Here is an 18,104-nt window from a genome sequence, read left to right as displayed (position 1 = left end):
GCCAGAAGGTTCCTTCAAAACTGGTTCGGTCGGAACTTCGCCGGACGAACCCTGCGGGGCAGGGCCTTACACTTCGTGCAGATAAAGGTGATAATCCAGCTCGCTGACCGTGCGTGCCACGCGCAGATATTCGGATTGCTTGATCGCCACGAATGTCCGGTGCAGATCTTCGCCCAATGCGCCCTTGAGGAAGGTCGACGCCCTTGCCGCCTCGATCGCGGCGCGCCAGTCGACCGGCATCGTCGTACGCGTGACGGCGGATTCGTAGCCATTGCCGGTCGTTTCGGGACCGGGATCGAGCCCCTCGTCGAGACCCCTGGTGATGCCGGCCAGCACCGTCGCCGCCACCAGGTAAGGATTGGCGTCGACGCCCGACGGCCGGTGCTCGATGCGCCGGTTCTTGGCATCGCCGGCCGGCACGCGCAGCGCCACCGAGCGATTGTTGACGCCCCAGCTCGGCGCCACCGGGGCATAGGATTGCGAGACGAAGCGCCGCCATGAATTGGCGTGCGGTGCAAACACCAGCATCGATTCCGCCATCGTCTGGATGAGGCCGCCAAGGCCGCGCAGCAGCGGCAGCGACCAGTTTTCGCCGCCGGCTTCGGCAAAGACGTTCTTGCCGGCATCGTCCAGCAGCGAGACATGGAAATGCATGCCTGAGCCGGCATACTTCTCGATCGGCTTGGCCATGAAGCAAGCGGTAACGCCATGGCGACGTGCCTGCGCCCGCACCAGCCGCTTGAGCATGACGAGATCGTCGGCCGCCCGCATGACGTCCTTGCGGTAGTTGAGCGTCAGCTCGTACTGGCCGGGCGCATATTCGGAAATGACCGTTTCGGCCGGGATGCCTTGCACCTTGGCGGCAGCATAGATGTCGGAAAACAGCGGCTCCATGCCGTGCAGATGGTCGACGGAATAGACTTCGGTCTTGGCCGAGCGGCGGCCGTCGAGCACCGCGTGGGCGGGCTGCACCTTGCCTTCGGCATCGCGCTCGTTGGCGAGCAGGAAGAATTCGAGCTCGAAGGCGCCGGCCGGATGCAGGCCCTTGGCCGCGAGGATATCCACCTGGCGGGCGAGCGCCAGCCGCGGGTCGGACGACATCGGCTGGCCATCGAGGTGGTACATCGCCATCAGCACCTGGCCGCGCGGCGGCTGTGTGCCGAATAGCGGCACCAGCGTGCCGGGGATTGGCCATGCGCGCAGGTCGCCGTCGCCGGTCGTCCAGATCAGCCCGGTCTCGTGAACATCCTCGCCGGTGATGTCGAGGCCGAGAATCGAGATCGGCATGTGCCGGCCGCCCTCGAAGATGCTCATCAATTCATGCCGGCGCACGATCTTGCCACGCCCGACGCCATTGGCGTCGGTCAGCACGATGTCGAACGCCTCGATCTCGGGATGGGCGTCGAGAAAGGCCTGCGCCTCGGCGGGCGTCGAGCCCGAAGGGGATGCCGTGACCAGGTTCAAACTTTGCTTGGGCGCTTGTTTCATGTGGCAAGCTTGTCTCATGCCACAAGCTTTGCCGCAACCGCGCCGAAGGCGGTGATCAGCCGGTTCACCTGGGCGGCGCCGGTCGCAGGCGAGATCAGCATCATATTGTGGAACGGTGCGATCAGCACGCCGCGATTGACCAGCGCAACGTGGATCGCCGCCTCGAGCTCCGGCGCATGCGCTCCCTCTGCATCGCCGCCATTCCTCAGCGGGCCTGGTGCGCAGATGAACTCGACACGGGCGCCGACTCGGGCAACGTGCCAGGGCAGCCGGTAGCGGTCGATGACGGCGGTCAACCCGGCGTCAAGCCGCCGCGCCAGATGCTCCATATGGCTGTAGTTGTCGTCGGTCATGACGTGTTCGAGCGTGGCGCGCATCGCCGCGAATTGCAGCGGATTGGCCGATAGCGTTGTCCCCATGCCGGAATAGCCGGGCTCTTTCTGGCTGATATAAGCGGCATAGCGCGCCGCAACGTCTTCGCTCATGCCCCAGACACTCGCCGGCACGCCGCCGGCGATCGGCTTGCCGAGTACGAACAGGTCCGGCTCCAGCCCGTATTTCCTCGTATAGCCGCCGCGACCGGTCGAGATCGTGTGCGTCTCGTCGATCAGCAGCAGCGCGCCGGTCGCACGGGTGAGCCGCCGCAACCCGTCATGAAAGCCGGCTTCGGGCAGCACCATGCAGGAGTTGGTCAGCACCGGCTCGGTGATGACGCAGGCGACATCGTTGTCGCGGAGTGCGGCCTCGAGCGCCGGCAGATCGTTGAACTCGACCACATCAGTCGCCCGCGTCAAGTCGCGGAACTCGCCGGCAAGGCCGGGCCGGTTCACCGCCTTGCCGTCGACCAGTCGGACCATCGTCTCGTCGACCGAGCCGTGATAGCAGCCGTTGAAGACCAGGATCTTTTCCCGGCCGGTGACGGCGCGGGCAACCCGCAGCGCAAAGCGGTTGGCGTCTGTCGCCGTCGTCGCGATCTGCCAAGACGGCAAGCGGAAACGCTGCTGCAGCAGCGGACCGATGGCGAGCGCGTCTTCGGAAGGCAGCATGTAGGTCAGGCCGCGTCCGGCCTGCCGGCGGATTGCGCGGGCGACTGGCGGCGGCGAATGGCCGAACATCGAGCCGGTGTCGCCGAGGCAGAAATCGTCGAGCCGGTTGCCGTCGATGTCGGTGATAGTGGCGTCTTTGGCGCTATCCACGAGGATCGGGAACGGCGTCGGCCAGTCGTTCATCCAGTGCATCGGCACGCCGCCGAAGAAGCCGGGCAGGCCATTGCCGATTTTGGCCATCGATTTCGGCCGCGCCCGGCGGAAGGCTTCTGCCTCGGTCTCGCGCAACTCGGCGATCCGGGCCGGGCCGATGCCGCCGATGGAAGTCTTTGAATGGTCGATGACGTTCATGAGCCCTCTCATCAGCACTCTAGCCAATCGGCCTCTGCCACCGCAATTGGCCGGGTGGCTGCCCTGCGTTGGTTCAGCGATCATGGCGAACATGACCGGCGCTTGACCTCAGCGTGGCAACCGGCATCAATGCGGGCAGGTTGGTGGTTGGGGAAGAACAATGCGGGCGATCGTTTGTGCAGCAACGCTGCTTTTGTCGGCCGGCACGGCCTTGGCCTCCGGCGGCATCTGGTGTTCGGTCGAAGACAAGGCGGTAAAATTCCAGGTCGATGCCGGCGTCACCACCGGCATGGGCGGACCAACTTTCAATTTTCGCGGCGATGTCGAAATTCTGGACAGGCCAGTCGGTGACGATCTGCGCAAGACGCTGTTCGAGGATTCGAACCTCACGCAATACTGGCTCGACAACAAGGAGTTGCGGCTGCTCGTCTATCGCGAGCACGAGGTCGCAAACACCTATAGCTATGTCAAGCTGGCCATTCTGACAAAGGCCAGCGACGAAGGCGTCTATGACGGGCGCTATTTGCTCGAAGTCTATGACGGCACGACAGACGCGGACCGGGACGGTAAGCCGGCTGAATTGACCGGCAAAGTATCTTGTGGAGCTGAGTAACGGACTACGCCGAAATGTCGATGACGCCGCAATCGCCGGCGGCGCTGCCGAAAGCGATGCGGCGCTCTTCCTTGTCCCACATCATCGAAGTGACGGCGCCCTTGCCCGGCCGGCGCAACAGCACTTCCCTGGCGTCGGCGAAGCGCACCGCCATCACCATGCCGTCATCATAGCCTATGGCGACGACATCCTGGCTCGGGTGGCAGGCGACGCAGGTGACCATGGCGTTGCCGCGCGTGCCGAGTTCCAGTGGCGCCTTGCCCATCGGCCCGTCCTTGCCCGAAAACGGCCAGACGATCGCCGCCGGCGCGCCGGAACTCGCCAGCCATTTGCCCTTGGCGCTCCACGACAGGCTTTTGACCTTGCCGGGATAGCCGGACATGCGCATGTGCTTGCCGTCGGCGAGTTTCCAGCCATGCAGCGCGTTTTCCTGCATTGTGGTGACGACGAAGCTGCCGTCCGGCGAGAAGGTGATGCCGGTGTGGGCGCCGGCCCACTCGAGTTCGACCGGCTTGCCGTCGGCGGCCGGGAAATGCAGCGTTGCGCCATTGTAGCGGGCAACGCCGAAGCGCATGCCCTTGGGCGAGAAGGCCAGCCCCTCGACCGAGCGCGGATGCGAGAATTCTCTGGTCTTGCCGTCGGCAAAGCGCACATAGGCAATCTTGCCCGAAGCATAGGCAACAGCGCCTTGCGGCCCGGCGGCGACGCTGGTGATCCATTTTTTGCCTGCGGTCGCCAATTCCGTGGTATTGCCGCCGGCGGTCACGGCAAAGATCTTGCCGTCCTCACCGCCGGTGATCAGCCGGTCGTTTGCCGCATCGTGAACGGCGGCGAGCATTCCGTCATTGGCCTGCACCGTCTTGTGGCCATGGTCGAGCCGATGGACGGTGCCGTCGGCCAGCGCGAAATGCGGCACGTCGCCAAGGAAGCCGGCGGCGAGGCAATGGCCTTCGAGATCGAGCGGGGCGACTGTGGGCATGAGTTTGTGATCGGTTGAATGTCTGATTCAGGGCGCTTGCGAGGGCCGTTAGGGGGCTTACTCGACCTTTCCTGCTCGAGCAAGCAGGTGGCCAACCAGATATCCGTTGCGATCTAAGCCTGGCAGGCCTCGAAACTCTTCTTCAACCGCTCGGCGTCGAGTTCGCGGCCGATGAACACCAGCCGGCTCTCGTGCTTCTCGCCGTCCTTCCAAGCGCGCTGGTGGTCGCCTTCGATGATCATGTGCACGCCCTGGATGACATAGCGCTCGTCATCGCCTTTCAGCGCGATGATCCCTTTCAGTCGCAGGATGTTGGGGCCTTCCATCTGGGTGACCTTCTCGATCCACGGGAAGAACTTTTTCGGGTCCATCTCGCCGCCGCGCAGCGACACCGACTGCACGGTCACGTCATGGATGTCGGAAGGGTGCGCATGATGATGCCCGTCATGATCGTGGTGATCGTGGCCGTCGTGATCATGGTGGTGGTGGTCATGATCATGATGGTCGTGATCGTCATGCGCCTCGAGGAAGTGCGGATCGTTCTCCAGCGCACGGGACAGGTCGAACGCACCGCGATCGAGCACCTCGGTCAGCGCCACGCCGGCGCGCGTGGTGCGATGGATGCGTGCCGCCGGGTTGATGGCGCGGATCGTCGCCTCGACCTTGCTCAGCTCTTCGGGGGTGACCAGATCGGTCTTGTTGAGCACGACGACATCGGCAAAGGCGATCTGGTCCTCGGCCTCGCGCGAATCCTTGAGACGCAGCGGCAGGTGCTTGGCATCGACCAGCGCCACCACCGCATCGAGCCTGGTCTTGGAACGCACGTCGTCGTCCATGAAGAAGGTTTGCGCCACCGGCACGGGATCGGCGAGGCCGGTAGTCTCGACGACGATGGCGTCGAAGCGGCCGGGCCTGCGCATCAGGCCTTCGACGACGCGGATCAGGTCGCCGCGCACGGTGCAGCAGACGCAGCCATTGTTCATCTCGTAGATTTCCTCGTCGGATTCCACGATCAGCTCGTTGTCGATGCCGATCTCGCCGAATTCATTGACGATGACGGCGTAGCGCTTGCCATGGTTTTCCGAAAGGATGCGGTTGAGCAGTGTCGTCTTGCCGGCGCCAAGATAGCCGGTGAGGACGGTTACGGGGATCTGCGTCTGTGCGTCGCTCATATTGTGCCTCGAATAGGGATTGTCGGCTCCATATAGGATGTGTGCTCTGCTTTTGCACGAGGCAAACCGGTGGGCCAAAGAGGCCTGCATTACCGAAAGTTCCCTGCATTGCCGAACATTCCCCACATTACCGAACTTTCATTGGCGCGGGCTGGTGGTGGGGCCTAGATAGGCCAAGGGCTGCTCACGGGGGCTGTTCGCATTGAAGAGGTGCCAGATGTCCGACAAGTCCTTGCCACTAAGCCGGCGGCAGGCACTCGGTCTTGTAGCTGTCACCGCCGGCGGCATATTCCTGCCCGCCGGGGCAAGAGCTGGGCAGGTTTCGCCCTATGCCGGGCTTGCTTTGTTTGAAGCCGGTGCTGGTGTCTGCGCCATCACGCCCGAGGTCACGGAAGGGCCGTTCTATTTCGACCCGAAGCTCGAACGCCCCGACATCACCGAGGGCAAGAGGGGCATTGCCCTCAACGTGCGGCTGCAAATCGTCGATGCTGCCTGCCGGCCGCTTCCCGACGCGCGCGTCGACATCTGGCATTGCGATGCCCAAGGCGCCTATTCCGGATATCCTGGACAGGGCGACGGACAGGATGTCGACACGTCCGGCCAGAGTTTTCTGCGGGGCTGGCAGAGAACCGATGAAAGCGGCATTGCTTCATTCGCCACCATCTATCCCGGCTGGTATCGGGGCCGCACTACCCACATCCATTTCAAGATCTTCCCCGATGACCGCTCGGTAATGACCGGCCAGATGTTCTTCCCCGACAGCCTCAGCGAGCAGATATTCGCCACCGTCGCGCCCTATAAAGATCGCCCGGGCAAACGCGACACATCGAACGCGCGGGACGGCATTGCGCGGCAGGCCGGGCCGCTGTCGGAGGCAGCGCTGCGGGAAATGGCGGACGCCTATCAGGCCTTGATGGTGGTCGCGGTGAAGGCCGGTTGAGAACACCTCGTCACATCGCCATCTAGTCCTCGCGGAAAGTCGTTTGTCATCTAACTGAAATAAACATCTGGCATTAGCCACGGCGAACCGAGATGCTTGCCGGCAAAGCTATTTTCCGAGCCGGAATGTTTTCGATCGTCATTGCCAACCGGCGGGCTGCTTCTATGCTGTCCGCACCGGTTCGGCCGAGGAGGGATGAGCATGGCCAAGGCGGATAAGACTGCAACAATGAGCCGGCTGCATTCGGCGGCGCGGCTGGCGCGCACGGCGCTTGCCGCTCGGCTTCTGGCGCATGGCTTCTATGCCGGCCAGGACCAGATCATGCTGGCGCTCGACCGCGAGGACGGGCAGACGCCCGGCAATCTTGCCGGCCGCCTCGGCGTGCGTCCGCCGACCATCACCAAGACCATCAACCGGCTGCAGGCGCAGGGTTTTCTGGAAAAGCGCGCCTCTTCCGCCGATGCCCGCCAGGCTCATATTTTCCTCACCGACACCGGCCGCGAAATCATCCACGCCATCGAGAAATCGGTGAAGAAGACCGAAAAGCAGGCATTGAAGGGTCTCGACAAGAAGGATCAGAAAGCGCTGTTCAAGCTGCTTGCCCGTGTCGAGGCGAACCTTTCGAACGGCGAAATGGTGCTCCCGGATGACGAACTGGATATCGAAGACAAGATCCTTGAATAGGTCACGCGTTCGCCGCTGACGGCCGGCGCGTCAGTGCCGACCAACGTCCGGGCGTGACGCCGAACGCCTTCTTGAAATGCCGATTGAAATGGCTTTGGTCGCTGAAGCCGGCTGCGATGGCGATCTGCGCCAGCGGCTCGTCGGCTTCGATCATCCGACGGGCTCGCTGAAGCCGGCGCATCAACAAGAACCGGTGCGGGCTGGTCGAGAAGGTGGCGCGGAAGTGCCGCGACAGGGCATAACGGTCCAACCCGGTGATCGCCTCCAATTCATCCGAACGCACAATCCGCGCGACATTTTCTTCCAGATAGTCGCGCGCCAGGCTGGCGGCGCGCCACGCCGTTTTCGCTACCGGTTTCGCCGGCTGACCGGCGTGCCGGGCCAGGCTTTGCATAAGCTGCGTCATGAAATCGACGACAAACAGCTCGTCCAGTTCCTGATCCAGCGGCCCGAGCGCCGAAAGCAGCGTCGCGCGGAGATCGCGGTCTGTCACCACGGCATTCCCGACGAATGGCAGTGATCCGCCGCCGAGACAATCGAGCATCAGCGATGGCTCCAGATACAGCATTCTGTATCGCAATCCGTCTTCGGTGCCGGCGCCGCCGTCGTGCATTTCGTCCGGATGAAGAATGATGATCTGGCCAGGCAAGCTCTGATGCATTTGGCCGCGATAGCGGAAGCGCTGCACGCCATAAAGCGTCACCCCGATCGCATAGGTGTCGTGGCGATGGAGATCGAAGGCGTTGCCGTGGAACCGGGCCTCGATGCGTTCCATGCCGGCAGCACGGGGTGCCGGTACGATGCAGTTTTCGGCTGCATCCACGCACAAACGTCCAAGACCCTGAAAGGCTTCCCCGTCTAGACCGTGCGGCATCGCTTCTCTCGCAGCCTCGGATTGGCCCTTTCGGATTGGAAACTGTCGCATGTTCGATACGAAATTTGCAATCGTGCTCAAGGATGATCTTCCCGTCTGGCAAAAGCTCAATGTCACCGCCTTTCTGACCAGCGGCATCGTCGCGCAATTTCCCGACATTATCGGCGACCCCTACCGTGATCGCGCCGGCAATATCTACAACCCGCTGTCGATCCAGCCGGTCATCGTGCTTTCGGCGGACGGCCAGACACTCGGCGCGATCCATCGGCGGGCGCTGGATCGCGACGTAACGGCCTCGCTCTATGTCGAGGAAATGTTTTCGACCGGTCATGATCTGGCCAACCGTGCCGTCTTTGCCGAATTTGCCCCGGACGACGCCAAGATCGTCGGCATCGCGCTTCGCGCCGAAAAGAAGCTCGTCGACAAGATCACCAAGGGTGCCCGGATGCACGCCTGACGCATGTCACCCAAGAGTGCGTGGACGTTCTGGCACAGCGATATGCGGAACAGAGACTGTGCCTGTCGGCGCCTGTCGTTGTGCCAGCCTCTTTTGGCTTGCCGGCAGGCGACATTTCCCGCATTGGTGAAGGACTGCCTTGCTTCCCGTCCGGCCTGAAATTGAGTGCTCCCTCAAGACAAGACGAAAGCGCGACGTCGCCGGCGGCGATCCTCTGCATGCTTTCCGTCTACGTGTTTTTCACCTTCCTCGACACCAGCAGCAAATACCTTGTCCTGGCCGGCGTCTCGGCGCTGATCGTCGCCTGGACCCGCTTCGCGGTCCATGTCCTGCTCGTCGGCGTCTTTCTGCGCGGGTGGCGCGAGCCGTCGCGTTTTCGTCCGGCCAACCTGCCGGCGCACATCACGCGCGGTCTGTTCCTGTTCGGGTCGACCATGTTCAACATTCTGGCGCTGCGGACGCTGCAGCTCGCGGAAACCACTTCGATCTACTTTTTCGGGCCGATGGTGATCACCGCGCTTGCCGGTCCGCTGCTCGGCGAATGGGCGGGCTGGCGCCGCTGGCTGGCGATCCTGACCGGCCTTGCCGGCGTCCTCATCATCACCCGGCCGGGCGTCGGTGTTTTCGGCATCGGGTATCTCTTCGCGCTTTGCTCGATACTGTCGAATTGCTTCTACGTCATCATGACGCGCCGGTTGTCGGCTACAGAGACGTCCGAGAGCCTCATCCTGTTTTCGGCGCTCGCGCCGGCCGTGCTGCTTTTGCCGATGCTGCCGCTTTCGTTGTCGCTGCCGCCTGACGGCTGGCACTGGTTCATTCTCTCGATGCTTGGCGTCTTCGGCGCCATCGGTCACTGGCTGCTGGTGCAGGCCTATCGCCTTGCCACCACCACGGCTCTGGCCCCCTATCCCTATTCGCAGATGATCTGGATGATCATCTGCGGCTTCATCGTCTTCAACCAGTTTCCCGACCGCTGGACGTTGCTTGGTGCCGGCGTCATCGTCGCCAGCGGCCTCTACATCGTCCATCGCGAGCACCAGCTTCGCGTGCGCAACCGCGCGATGCTGGACGCGGAGGCGGAAGCGCTGGCAAAAAAACTTTGATTTGCTCGGGATCGATGGCATAAGAGCCGGCCTTTAAACAGTTTAAATTGCTTCGGGAGCGCAGGGCGCTGGCACAGAAGATCAAGCTTTCGACCATCGCGGATGCGCTGGGCGTGTCCACGGCCACGGTCTCGCTGGCCTTGCGCGACAGCCCGCTGGTCGCCGGCGGCACCCGCGACCGCATCAAGGAACATGCACGCGCCATCGGCTATATCTACAACCGCCGCGCCGCCAGCCTGCGCACCTCGCGCTCGGGCATTGTCGGCGTCGTCGTCCACGACATCATGAACCCCTTCTTTGCCGAGATATTGCGTTCGATCGAGAGCGAGCTCGACCGCAGCCGGCAGACCTTCATCCTGTCGAACCACTACGACCAGCTCGAGAAACAGCGCACCTTCATCGACACGCTTCTGCAGCTCGGCGCCGACGGCGTCATCATGTCGCCAGCCATCGGCACACCGCCCGAAGACATAATCATGGCCGAGGAAAACGGTCTTCCGGCAGTGCTGATTGCACGCACCGTCGAAGGTGCCGACGTGCCGGTCTTTCGCGGCGACGATGCCTATGGCACCGGGCTTGCCACCAATCATTTGATTTCGCTTGGCCACAAGCGCATTGCCATGATCGGCGGCACCGACCAGACCTCGACCGGCCGCGACCGCTACCAGGGTTATGTCAACGCCATGGAGGCGGCCGGGCTTGAGGTCAGGCCGTCCTGGCGCATCGTCGGCCCGCGCACCAAGCAGGCCGGCTTCGAGGCCGCCGGGCAGTTCCTGGCGCTGAAGGACAGGCCGACCGCGGCCTGCTGCTGGAACGACCTCGTCGCCATCGGCCTGATGAACGGCATCGCGCGCGCCGGGCTGGTGCCGGGCATCGACATCTCCGTCACCGGCTATGACGACCTCGAGGAGGCGGCGATCGCGACGCCGGCGCTGACCACTGTCTGGAACGGCCAGCGCGAGGTCGGCCGCCGCGCCGCCAGCGCGCTGCTCGACAAGCTAAACGGACAGACGGTGCGGCCGTCGCAGGAACTGATCAAGCCGGAACTGCACGTGCGCCAGTCGACCGGCAAACCGGTGGAGCGGGCATGACAAAAGCCGAACAGCAGCAAGCGGTTGCCATTCTGGTGCCGGGCCATTTCAACGACCATGCCGTCGGCCGCATCGACGGGGCGTTCAGCCGCGTCTGGATCGAACGCGCCGATCCGTCGCTGGTCACCGACGAGATGCGCCGCACTGTGCGCGGCATTGCCGCCTTTGGCGGCATAACCGCTGCATTGATGGATGCGCTGCCGAAGCTCGAGATCATCGCCAATTTCGGCGTCGGCTATGATTCGGTTGACGTCCGCCACGCCGCACAGCGCGGCATCATGGTCACCAACACGCCGGATGTGCTGACCGAGGAGGTCGCCGACACGGCGATCGGGCTGTTGATCAACACCGTTCGCGAATTGCCGCGCGCCGAGACTTGGCTGCGCGACGGCAGTTGGCTGCGCAACGGCAACTATCCACTAAGCCGGCTGACCTTGCGCGGCCGCCATGTCGGCATCTTCGGCATGGGCCGCATCGGCCTCGCCATTGCCCGCCGGCTCGACGCTTTCGGACTGCCCATCGCCTATCACAACCGGCGCCGCGTCGAAGGCCTGTCCTATGATTATCACCCGACGCTGAAAGGTCTCGCCGAGGCGGTCGACACACTGATCTCGGTGGCGCCCGGCAGGGCCTCGACGGAACAGGCGGTCAATGCCGAAATCCTCTCGGCCCTTGGGCCGAACGGCGTCTTCGTCAATATCGGCCGCGGCAGCACGGTCGACGAACCAGCCCTTGCCGCCGCACTTGCCAGCGGCAGCATCGCCGCTGCCGGGCTAGACGTCTTTGCCGACGAGCCGAATGTGCCAGAGGCGTTGCTTGCCGCGCCCAACACCTCGCTTTTGCCACATGTCGGCTCGGCCTCGCAGCACACCCGCCGCGCCATGGCGGATCTGTGCGTCGACAATCTGGTTTCATGGTTTTCGCAGCGCAGGGCGCTGACGCCGGTACCGGAGACCGCAAACCTCCAGGCGAGGTCCTGAGCGGCCTGCCATATTTGTTAACTTCAGCTTAACCCTTCGGAATCATTCTGATCCTTCGCTCGTGTATGTCCGCCTGACAGCGACATGAGAGCAAGATGAAGCGCGCCTCCTGATCTCTTGGAACGCGGCGCGCTTGGAATGCGCGGAGAAAAAAGGATGAAAACGCTTCCCGGATTGCTGGCGGTCGCCGCGCTGTTCGGCTGCGCCCAGCTGTTTTACGCCGGTAGCGGAGAAAGCCTCGCAGCCAACGAGACAGCGCCGTCGTCCGGCAACTACAGGCTTACCGCCAATGGCGACGAGGCGTCTTGTGCAGTCAGCCGCGGCGCCGAGATTTCGCAAGGTTTGTCGCTGTTGACGGTCGCCGCGAATTGCCGCCGGGTGTTGCCGGGCGTCGAGCAGGCGAAGTTCTGGCGAGAGCAGGATGACGGCACGGTCACCTTCAGCGCCGACGGCACCGATCCGATCGTCATGTTCTCGGTCGCTGACGGCGACGGCTACGAATCCTATGCACCGGCGCTGCCGCTGCTGACGCTGGCGGCCAGACCGTGATCCCGAAAAGTGGAAACCGGTTTTCGGAAAAGATCATGGTCATACAATAGCGGCGACTGACGAGCGCGGCGGGATTATTCTGCCGCGGCGCGCGCGCCGGATTTTGCGGCAGCATGCAGGCGCACCGCATCGCCGAATGCACGGAATATCTTTGCCGAGTTGCTGTCCGACTTGACCCAGTATTCGGGATGCCACTGGACGCCAACGGCGAAAGCCGGTGCATCGCGCACCGAAACGGCTTCGACAGTGCCGTCGGCGGCGACCGCCTCGACCTGCAGCTTCGGCCCAAGCCGGTCGACCGCCTGGCGATGCACCGAATTGACCATGATGTCGCCGGCGCCGAAGATCCCGGCCAGGCAGCTGCCGGGTTTTATCGAAATCGTCTGGCGGATGGCGAAACGCTCATCCTGATTGTCGCTTGCCGGCGCTCGATGGTCGAGCGAACCGTCGCGTTCCTGAATTTCAGTGGCAAGAGTGCCGCCCAGTGCCACATTCATCTCCTGGATGCCGCGGCAGATGGCGAGCAACGGCACCCCGCGCTCCACAGCCCTGCGGATCAACGGCAGCGTCGTGGCGTCGCGGGCGGGATCGTAGGGGCCGTCGGCTTCGCTGGCGTCACCGCCATAGAGCGAGGGATGGACGTTGGACTTCGAACCGGTGACCATGACGCCGTCGACGGCGGAAAGCAGCTCATCGAAGTCGAGCCGGTCGCCGAACGACGGTACGAGCAGCGGGAACACGCCTGCACCCGAAAGCGCCGCTTCAAGATATTGCTGCGGAGCGGCATGCCAGGTGTAATTGTCGAACTGGCGAACGTCGGTCGATATGGCGACGAGCGGCTGGTGCATTTGGTCCGGATCCCATCGGGTGCAACGAATTATCTGCCTGCAAAATAGGCGATCCGAAGGCGCATTTCCATGGCAAGTTTCGGCGTGTCGCGTAGGCCAGTTAATCGACCTTAGACTATAGTTGCAAGATCTGCCCCAACGCCGTGAATTTCCCCGAAATGCGCCACTCAAACCGGGCTGCCGCGCTGGACTCGACTCCTTGCCTGTGTATTGTCGGCTCGAAGCCGATCCGGGCGCCGAAGCGTCCCGAATGTCGGTCAGTTGATCCAAAAGGGAGGAACTTCATGGATCGTCGTTCGTTCATCCGCAAGGCCGGCACCACCGGTTTCGGCGCTGCGGCCGCTGCCGCGACACTTGCTGCGCCGGCCATCGCCCAGTCCAATCCGAAAGTGACCTGGCGGCTGGCGTCGTCCTTCCCGAAGTCGCTCGATACGATCTATGGCGGCGCCGAAGTCTTTTCCAAGATGCTGTCGGAGGCGACCGACGGCAACTTCCAGGTTCAGGTCTTTGCGGCCGGCGAACTCGTTCCCGGCCTGCAGGCCGCCGACGCCACCACTGCCGGCACCGTGGAGGCCTGCCATACGGTGGCATACTATTACTGGGGCAAGGACCCGACCTGGGCGCTGGGAGCGGCGGTTCCGTTCTCGCTCAACGCGCGCGGCATCAACGCCTGGCACTATCATGGCGGCGGCATCGATCTGTTCAACGAGTTCCTGGCGACGCAGGGTCTGTTCGGGCTGCCGGGCGGCAATACCGGCGTGCAGATGGGCGGCTGGTTCCGCAAAGAGATCAAAACGGTCGCCGACCTTTCCGGCCTCAAGATGCGTATCGGTGGTTTTGCCGGCAAAGTGGTGCAAAGGCTCGGCGTGGTTCCGCAGCAGATCGCCGGTGGCGACATTTATCCGGCGCTGGAGAAAGGCACGATCGATGCCGCCGAATGGGTTGGCCCTTATGATGACGAGAAGCTCGGCTTCTACAAGGTTGCGCCCTATTACTACTATCCCGGCTGGTGGGAAGGTGGACCGACCGTCCATCTGATGTTCAACAAGGCGAAATACGACGAACTTTCGCCGGCTTACAAGTCGCTGGTGCATACTGCCGCTCAAGCGGCCGACGCCAACATGCTGCAGAAATACGACTATCTCAACCCGGCGGCGGTGAAGCGGCTGGTGGCCGGCGGCGCCAAGTTGAGCCCGTTCAGCCAGGAGATCATGGCCGCCTGCTTCGAAAAGGCCAACGAGGTCTATGCCGAGATGGAAGCCTCGAACGCGCCGTTCAAGAAGATCTGGGACTCGATCAAGGCGTTCCGCAAGGAGCATTATCTCTGGGCGCAGGTGGCCGAATACAATTACGACACCTTCATGATGGTCCAGCAGCGCAACGGCAAGCTCTGACCTTCGCTGCTCTGCGGCGCCGGCGTTCCTTCGGGACACCGGCGCCGCAGTGCATTCCGTTTGCGGTCAGCCGGGCATCACCAGGACTTTGACCTCACCTGGCGCAGGCGGGTTGGCAATGACCGCCGCCGCCTCGTCGAGCCCGACTTGTCGCGATATCAGCCTGTCGACCTCGATGGCACCCGAGGCGATGAGATCGGCCGCGCGGCGATGGGTAAAGGGATTGAGGAACGAGCCCAGGACCTTCAACTCCCGAAACAGCAGGTCGAACGGTTCGAACGCCGCTTTCATGCCTTGCGGCATCACGCCGACGACGACAATCGTGCCGCCCGCTTTGGCCAGCCGCATCGCCTGCTCGACTGTCTCTTTCACGCCGGCGCATTCGAACACCACGTCGACACCGCCCGGCATCAAGCCCGACGGTCCGACGATCACATCGGTGACGTCGGAAGCGCTGGGATCGACCGTCGCCGTTGCGCCAAGTTGCTCGGCAAGAGCCCGCCGTGAGGCCTGACGCGTCGACAGGATGATGGTCGTCGCCCCGGCGAGCTTCGCCAATTGCACCGTCAGCAGGCCGATCACGCCGCCGCCGAGCACGGCGACCGACGAGCCTGGCCGGATCGCGGCAAGGTCTACGCCATGCAGGCAGCAACCGAGCGGCTCGCAGAACGCACCATGCGTCGGCTTCAGATTGCCCGGCAAAACGAAGGCCTGCTTCTGCGGCAAGACAAGATATTCGGCAAAGCCGCCATCGCGATGGATGCCGATGGCGCGCAGATTGCCGCAGAGATTGACCCGGCCTGCCTGACAATGCGCACAGCGCCCGCAGGCGATGTTGGGATCGCCGGTAACGCGGTCGCCAGCGGAAAAGCCGGATACGGCAGATCCGATCGCCTCGACGATGCCGGAGAATTCATGCCCGAGCGTCACCGGCGGCGTGCACGGGAATTCGCCATGGAAAAGATGCCGGTCGGTGCCGCAGACACCGCACGCCTCGATCCGCACCAGCAGCTCGTCCGGCCCGGCGGTAGGTTTCTCGACCTCGCGCACGGCTAGGCCGCCCACTCGCTCCAGTCGCACCGCCTTCATGGCTGCCCGGCCTTCGTCACTTGAAACTCGGTGGTTGCGACAGATCGGTTGCCGGTGCCGCCGGTTTCGCAGGGGGTTTTTCATCGAAGCTCGGTGGCTGCGACAGATCCTGCGCACCGGGCGCAGCGGGTGCCGTGCTGCCACCGACCGGTGGCGTGCCGAGAGGCGACAGGCTGGGCATTTCCGGCACCTGGAAGTTGATGGTCGCCGGATCGACGACGGTGCCTTTGTAGTGCATCACCATCTGCGGGAAGGCGATGGTCAGGCCGATCATGATGACCTGGATACAGACGAACGGCACTGCGCCCCAATAGATCTGGCCGGTGGTGACCGGCGCGATCTGCTTGCCGGTGAGCCGGTCGAGATAGGGCACGCGCGCGGCGACCGAGCGCAGATAAAACAGCGCGAAGCCGAAGGGCGGATGCATGAAGCTGGTCTGCATGTTGACCCCGAGCAGCACGCCGAACCAGATCAGGTCGATGCCGAGCTTGTCGGCCGCCGGCGCTAAAAGCGGCACGATGATGAAGGCAAGCTCGAAAAAGTCGAGGAAGAAGGCGAGCACGAAGACGAGGATGTTGACGCCAATCAGGAAACCGACTTCACCGCCCGGCAGCGACGTCAACAGGTGCTCGACCCAGATGTGGCCATTGACCCCGTAGAAGGTCAGCGAGAACACCCGCGCGCCGATCAGGATGAACAGCACGAAGGACGACAGCCGCGTCGTCGAAGCCAGCGCCTGCTTGACCACGTCGAGCGACAGCCGGCCCTTCATCGCCGCCATCGCCAGCGCACCGACGGCGCCCATGGCGCCGCCTTCCGTCGGCGTGGCGATGCCGAGGAAGATGGTGCCCAGCACCAGGAAGATCAGCGCCAGTGGCGGGATCAGCACGATGATCACCTGCTGCGCCAGCCTCGACATGACGTTGATCTTCAGGCGCTGATCGATTATCGCCATGACATAGATGAAGATCACGCCGATGGTGGCGCCGAGGATATCGGCGTTGCCGCCATGGTTCGGCGCGAGGTAGCGATACGCCGCATAGGAAACCACCACCGCCGCCAGCAGCGCCGCCAGCAGCGACAGCACACCGTGGCCGAACGTGCGGGCCTCCAGCGGCAGTGCCGGCATCGACTTCGGCCGGAAGATCGACATGAGCAGGATGTAGAGCATGTAGATGCCGGTCAAAATGAGCCCGGGGATCAGCGCGCCCTTGTACATATCGCCGACCGAGCGGCCGAGCTGGTCGGCCAGGACGATCAGCACCAGTGACGGCGGGATGATCTGGGCGAGCGTCCCGGACGCGGCAATGACGCCGGACGCCAGCCGCCGGTCGTAGCCATAGCGCAGCATGATCGGCAGCGAAATCAGTCCCATGGCAATGACGGAAGCCGCCACCACGCCAGTCGTCGCGGCAAGCAGCGCGCCGACGAAGATCACGGCGTAGGCCAGGCCACCGCGGACCGGTCCGAACAACTGGCCGATCGTGTCGAGCAGGTCTTCGGCCATCCCGGACCGTTCGAGCACGATGCCCATGAAGGTGAAGAACGGGATCGCCAGCAGCGTATCGTTCGACATCACCCGGCTGCCGTAGAAATTGTCCGGCAACGCGTGCAGCAACGGCCAGGCGAGATTGATCGAGCCACCCGAATAGGGCGACAGCAGCACGCCGATGAAGAAAAACATCAGACCGTTGGCGGCGAGCGAGAAGGCGACGGGGTAGCCGATCAGCAGGAAGAAGATCAGCGAGGCGAACATGATCGGCGCCATGTTCTGGGCGATGAACTCGATCACGAGCGCACCTCTTCGACGAGCGCCTTCGCTTCGAGTTCGGCTTGCTCGTGCACCGATATGAACGGAGTGGGATCGTCCATTTGGCCGCGTATGATGGCAATTTTCTTGATGATTTCGGAAATGCCCTGCAGCGCGAGCAGGAAAAAGCCGACCAGCAGGATCGCCTTCGCCGGCCAGATGATCAGCCCGCCGGAATTGTTCGACATCTCGCCGCTGCGATACGACAGCGACACATAGGGAACAAAATAGACCACCATCAACATCACGAACGGCATCAGGAAGAAGACGTGACCGAAAAGGTCGATCCAGTGCTGCACGCGGCGCGAGAACATGCCGTAGACGATATCGATGCGGATATGGTCATTCTGCTTCAGCGTGTAGGCGGCGGCCAGCATGAAGGCGGCGCCGAACAGATACCACTGCAGTTCCAGCCAGGCGTTCGACGACATGTCGAACACCTTGCGGATGACGGCATTGGCGGCGCTTACCAGGATTGCCAACAGGATCAGCCACGATACCCATTTGCCGATGAACTCGTTCAAACGGTCAATGGCCCTGGATAGAGCGAGAAGCCCTGCCATGCATTCCTCCCTTGTGTCAGAGCGCGCCGGTTCCCTGTCCGCCGCGTCGCTGTGGCCCAACGGTATGCAGTGC

At 63.2% G+C, this 18,104-nt stretch carries 18 protein-coding genes; 9 read left to right on the top strand and 9 right to left on the bottom strand.

The features are described 5' to 3' along the window. Positions 1-66: 66 nt before the first annotated feature. Positions 67-1,488 (bottom strand): glutamine synthetase family protein, encoded by a 1,422-nt coding sequence (locus tag NKI85_RS05635; protein ID WP_352522502.1) that lies wholly within the window; start codon positions 1,486-1,488, stop codon positions 67-69. A gap of 14 nt (positions 1,489-1,502) precedes the next feature. Then, complete coding sequence (locus NKI85_RS05630; protein ID WP_352522503.1) at positions 1,503-2,885, bottom strand: aspartate aminotransferase family protein; 1,383 nt, start codon at positions 2,883-2,885, stop codon at positions 1,503-1,505. A gap of 160 nt (positions 2,886-3,045) precedes the next feature. On the opposite strand from NKI85_RS05630, the gene NKI85_RS05625 reads away from it, so the two are divergent. Next, entirely contained in the window at positions 3,046-3,498 is a 453-nt protein-coding gene (locus NKI85_RS05625) for a hypothetical protein (protein WP_352776327.1), read from the top strand. Positions 3,499-3,502: 4 nt separating this feature from the next. Here the strand turns inward: NKI85_RS05625 and NKI85_RS05620 are convergent, their stop codons facing one another. Both NKI85_RS05620 and NKI85_RS05615 read right to left on the bottom strand, forming a co-directional pair. After that, a complete protein-coding gene (locus NKI85_RS05620; protein WP_352522505.1) occupies positions 3,503-4,477 on the bottom strand; it encodes a WD40 repeat domain-containing protein in 975 nt (324 codons plus the stop codon). 113 nt (positions 4,478-4,590) lie between these two features. Next, complete coding sequence (locus NKI85_RS05615) at positions 4,591-5,649, bottom strand: CobW family GTP-binding protein (RefSeq protein ID WP_352522506.1); 1,059 nt, start codon at positions 5,647-5,649, stop codon at positions 4,591-4,593. Positions 5,650-5,866: 217 nt separating this feature from the next. Here NKI85_RS05615 and NKI85_RS05610 point away from each other — a divergent pair, with 217 nt between their 5' ends. Further along, positions 5,867-6,589, top strand: coding sequence for an intradiol ring-cleavage dioxygenase (locus tag NKI85_RS05610; RefSeq protein ID WP_352522507.1), 723 nt, complete (start codon positions 5,867-5,869; stop codon positions 6,587-6,589). A 201-nt stretch (positions 6,590-6,790) separates the two neighbouring features. Then, the gene (locus NKI85_RS05605; protein ID WP_352454736.1) at positions 6,791-7,273 is read left to right on the top strand and encodes a MarR family winged helix-turn-helix transcriptional regulator; all 483 of its coding nucleotides are present in this window, start codon (positions 6,791-6,793) and stop codon (positions 7,271-7,273) included. Position 7,274: 1 nt separating this feature from the next. Here the strand turns inward: NKI85_RS05605 and NKI85_RS05600 are convergent, their stop codons facing one another. Then, positions 7,275-8,147, bottom strand: coding sequence for an AraC family transcriptional regulator (locus tag NKI85_RS05600; protein WP_352776325.1), 873 nt, complete (start codon positions 8,145-8,147; stop codon positions 7,275-7,277). A 49-nt stretch (positions 8,148-8,196) separates the two neighbouring features. Between NKI85_RS05600 and NKI85_RS05595 the strand changes: the two genes are divergently transcribed. The 5 genes from NKI85_RS05595 to NKI85_RS05575 all read left to right on the top strand — a co-directional run bounded on the left by NKI85_RS05595 (position 8,197) and on the right by NKI85_RS05575 (position 12,327). Then, positions 8,197-8,604, top strand: coding sequence for a DUF2000 family protein (locus tag NKI85_RS05595; protein ID WP_352522509.1), 408 nt, complete (start codon positions 8,197-8,199; stop codon positions 8,602-8,604). A gap of 218 nt (positions 8,605-8,822) precedes the next feature. Beyond that, positions 8,823-9,707, top strand: a complete 885-nt coding sequence (locus tag NKI85_RS05590; protein ID WP_352522510.1) for a DMT family transporter — start codon at positions 8,823-8,825, stop codon at positions 9,705-9,707. Positions 9,708-9,775: 68 nt separating this feature from the next. Next, complete coding sequence (locus tag NKI85_RS05585; protein WP_352522759.1) at positions 9,776-10,798, top strand: LacI family DNA-binding transcriptional regulator; 1,023 nt, start codon at positions 9,776-9,778, stop codon at positions 10,796-10,798. Continuing rightward, positions 10,795-11,778 carry a 2-hydroxyacid dehydrogenase gene (locus NKI85_RS05580; RefSeq protein WP_352776323.1) on the top strand — a complete coding sequence of 328 codons (984 nt, stop codon included), beginning with the start codon at positions 10,795-10,797 and terminating at the stop codon, positions 11,776-11,778. Before NKI85_RS05585 ends, NKI85_RS05580 begins: the two co-directional genes overlap by 4 nt. 156 nt (positions 11,779-11,934) lie before the next feature. Continuing rightward, the gene (locus NKI85_RS05575) at positions 11,935-12,327 is read left to right on the top strand and encodes a hypothetical protein (protein ID WP_352522512.1); all 393 of its coding nucleotides are present in this window, start codon (positions 11,935-11,937) and stop codon (positions 12,325-12,327) included. A gap of 74 nt (positions 12,328-12,401) precedes the next feature. On the opposite strand, the gene NKI85_RS05570 is transcribed toward NKI85_RS05575, so the two are convergent. Beyond that, positions 12,402-13,175: a gamma-glutamyl-gamma-aminobutyrate hydrolase family protein gene (locus tag NKI85_RS05570; protein WP_352522513.1), complete on the bottom strand. Its 774-nt coding sequence runs from the start codon at positions 13,173-13,175 to the stop codon at positions 12,402-12,404. A gap of 284 nt (positions 13,176-13,459) precedes the next feature. On the opposite strand from NKI85_RS05570, the gene NKI85_RS05565 reads away from it, so the two are divergent. Beyond that, the gene (locus NKI85_RS05565) at positions 13,460-14,569 is read left to right on the top strand and encodes a TRAP transporter substrate-binding protein (protein ID WP_023718055.1); all 1,110 of its coding nucleotides are present in this window, start codon (positions 13,460-13,462) and stop codon (positions 14,567-14,569) included. 66 nt (positions 14,570-14,635) lie between these two features. Here NKI85_RS05565 and NKI85_RS05560 read toward each other — a convergent pair whose 3' ends face one another. The 3 genes from NKI85_RS05560 to NKI85_RS05550 are packed head-to-tail and all read right to left on the bottom strand — an operon-like array spanning position 14,636 to position 18,031. Further along, positions 14,636-15,658 (bottom strand): zinc-dependent alcohol dehydrogenase family protein, encoded by a 1,023-nt coding sequence (locus NKI85_RS05560; RefSeq protein WP_352522514.1) that lies wholly within the window; start codon positions 15,656-15,658, stop codon positions 14,636-14,638. Between the two features lie 16 nt (positions 15,659-15,674). Beyond that, positions 15,675-17,447, bottom strand: a complete 1,773-nt coding sequence (locus NKI85_RS05555; RefSeq protein ID WP_352522760.1) for a TRAP transporter large permease — start codon at positions 17,445-17,447, stop codon at positions 15,675-15,677. Next, the gene (locus NKI85_RS05550; protein ID WP_352522515.1) at positions 17,447-18,031 is read right to left on the bottom strand and encodes a TRAP transporter small permease subunit; all 585 of its coding nucleotides are present in this window, start codon (positions 18,029-18,031) and stop codon (positions 17,447-17,449) included. Before NKI85_RS05550 ends, NKI85_RS05555 begins: the two co-directional genes overlap by 1 nt. Positions 18,032-18,104 lie beyond the last annotated feature (73 nt).

The sequence above is a fragment of the Mesorhizobium sp. M0571 genome (assembly GCF_040320985.1).
Lineage (GTDB): Bacteria > Pseudomonadota > Alphaproteobacteria > Rhizobiales > Rhizobiaceae > Mesorhizobium.
The sequence above is the reverse complement of the archived record's forward strand: the minus strand, read 5'-3'. Positions and strand labels throughout refer to the sequence as shown.

Coding starts and splice junctions, on each gene's coding strand:
- NKI85_RS05605 (WP_352454736.1), top strand. CDS start 6,791: ATGGCCAAGGCGGATAAGACTGCAACAATGAGCCGGCTGCATTCGGCG.
- NKI85_RS05575 (WP_352522512.1), top strand. CDS start 11,935: ATGAAAACGCTTCCCGGATTGCTGGCGGTCGCCGCGCTGTTCGGCTGC.
- NKI85_RS05635 (WP_352522502.1), bottom strand. CDS start 1,488: ATGAAACAAGCGCCCAAGCAAAGTTTGAACCTGGTCACGGCATCCCCT.
- NKI85_RS05610 (WP_352522507.1), top strand. CDS start 5,867: ATGTCCGACAAGTCCTTGCCACTAAGCCGGCGGCAGGCACTCGGTCTT.
- NKI85_RS05595 (WP_352522509.1), top strand. CDS start 8,197: ATGTTCGATACGAAATTTGCAATCGTGCTCAAGGATGATCTTCCCGTC.
- NKI85_RS05620 (WP_352522505.1), bottom strand. CDS start 4,477: ATGCCCACAGTCGCCCCGCTCGATCTCGAAGGCCATTGCCTCGCCGCC.
- NKI85_RS05580 (WP_352776323.1), top strand. CDS start 10,795: ATGACAAAAGCCGAACAGCAGCAAGCGGTTGCCATTCTGGTGCCGGGC.
- NKI85_RS05630 (WP_352522503.1), bottom strand. CDS start 2,885: ATGAACGTCATCGACCATTCAAAGACTTCCATCGGCGGCATCGGCCCG.
- NKI85_RS05625 (WP_352776327.1), top strand. CDS start 3,046: ATGCGGGCGATCGTTTGTGCAGCAACGCTGCTTTTGTCGGCCGGCACG.
- NKI85_RS05615 (WP_352522506.1), bottom strand. CDS start 5,649: ATGAGCGACGCACAGACGCAGATCCCCGTAACCGTCCTCACCGGCTAT.
- NKI85_RS05565 (WP_023718055.1), top strand. CDS start 13,460: ATGGATCGTCGTTCGTTCATCCGCAAGGCCGGCACCACCGGTTTCGGC.
- NKI85_RS05600 (WP_352776325.1), bottom strand. CDS start 8,147: ATGCCGCACGGTCTAGACGGGGAAGCCTTTCAGGGTCTTGGACGTTTG.
- NKI85_RS05560 (WP_352522514.1), bottom strand. CDS start 15,658: ATGAAGGCGGTGCGACTGGAGCGAGTGGGCGGCCTAGCCGTGCGCGAG.
- NKI85_RS05570 (WP_352522513.1), bottom strand. CDS start 13,175: ATGCACCAGCCGCTCGTCGCCATATCGACCGACGTTCGCCAGTTCGAC.
- NKI85_RS05550 (WP_352522515.1), bottom strand. CDS start 18,031: ATGGCAGGGCTTCTCGCTCTATCCAGGGCCATTGACCGTTTGAACGAG.
- NKI85_RS05590 (WP_352522510.1), top strand. CDS start 8,823: ATGCTTTCCGTCTACGTGTTTTTCACCTTCCTCGACACCAGCAGCAAA.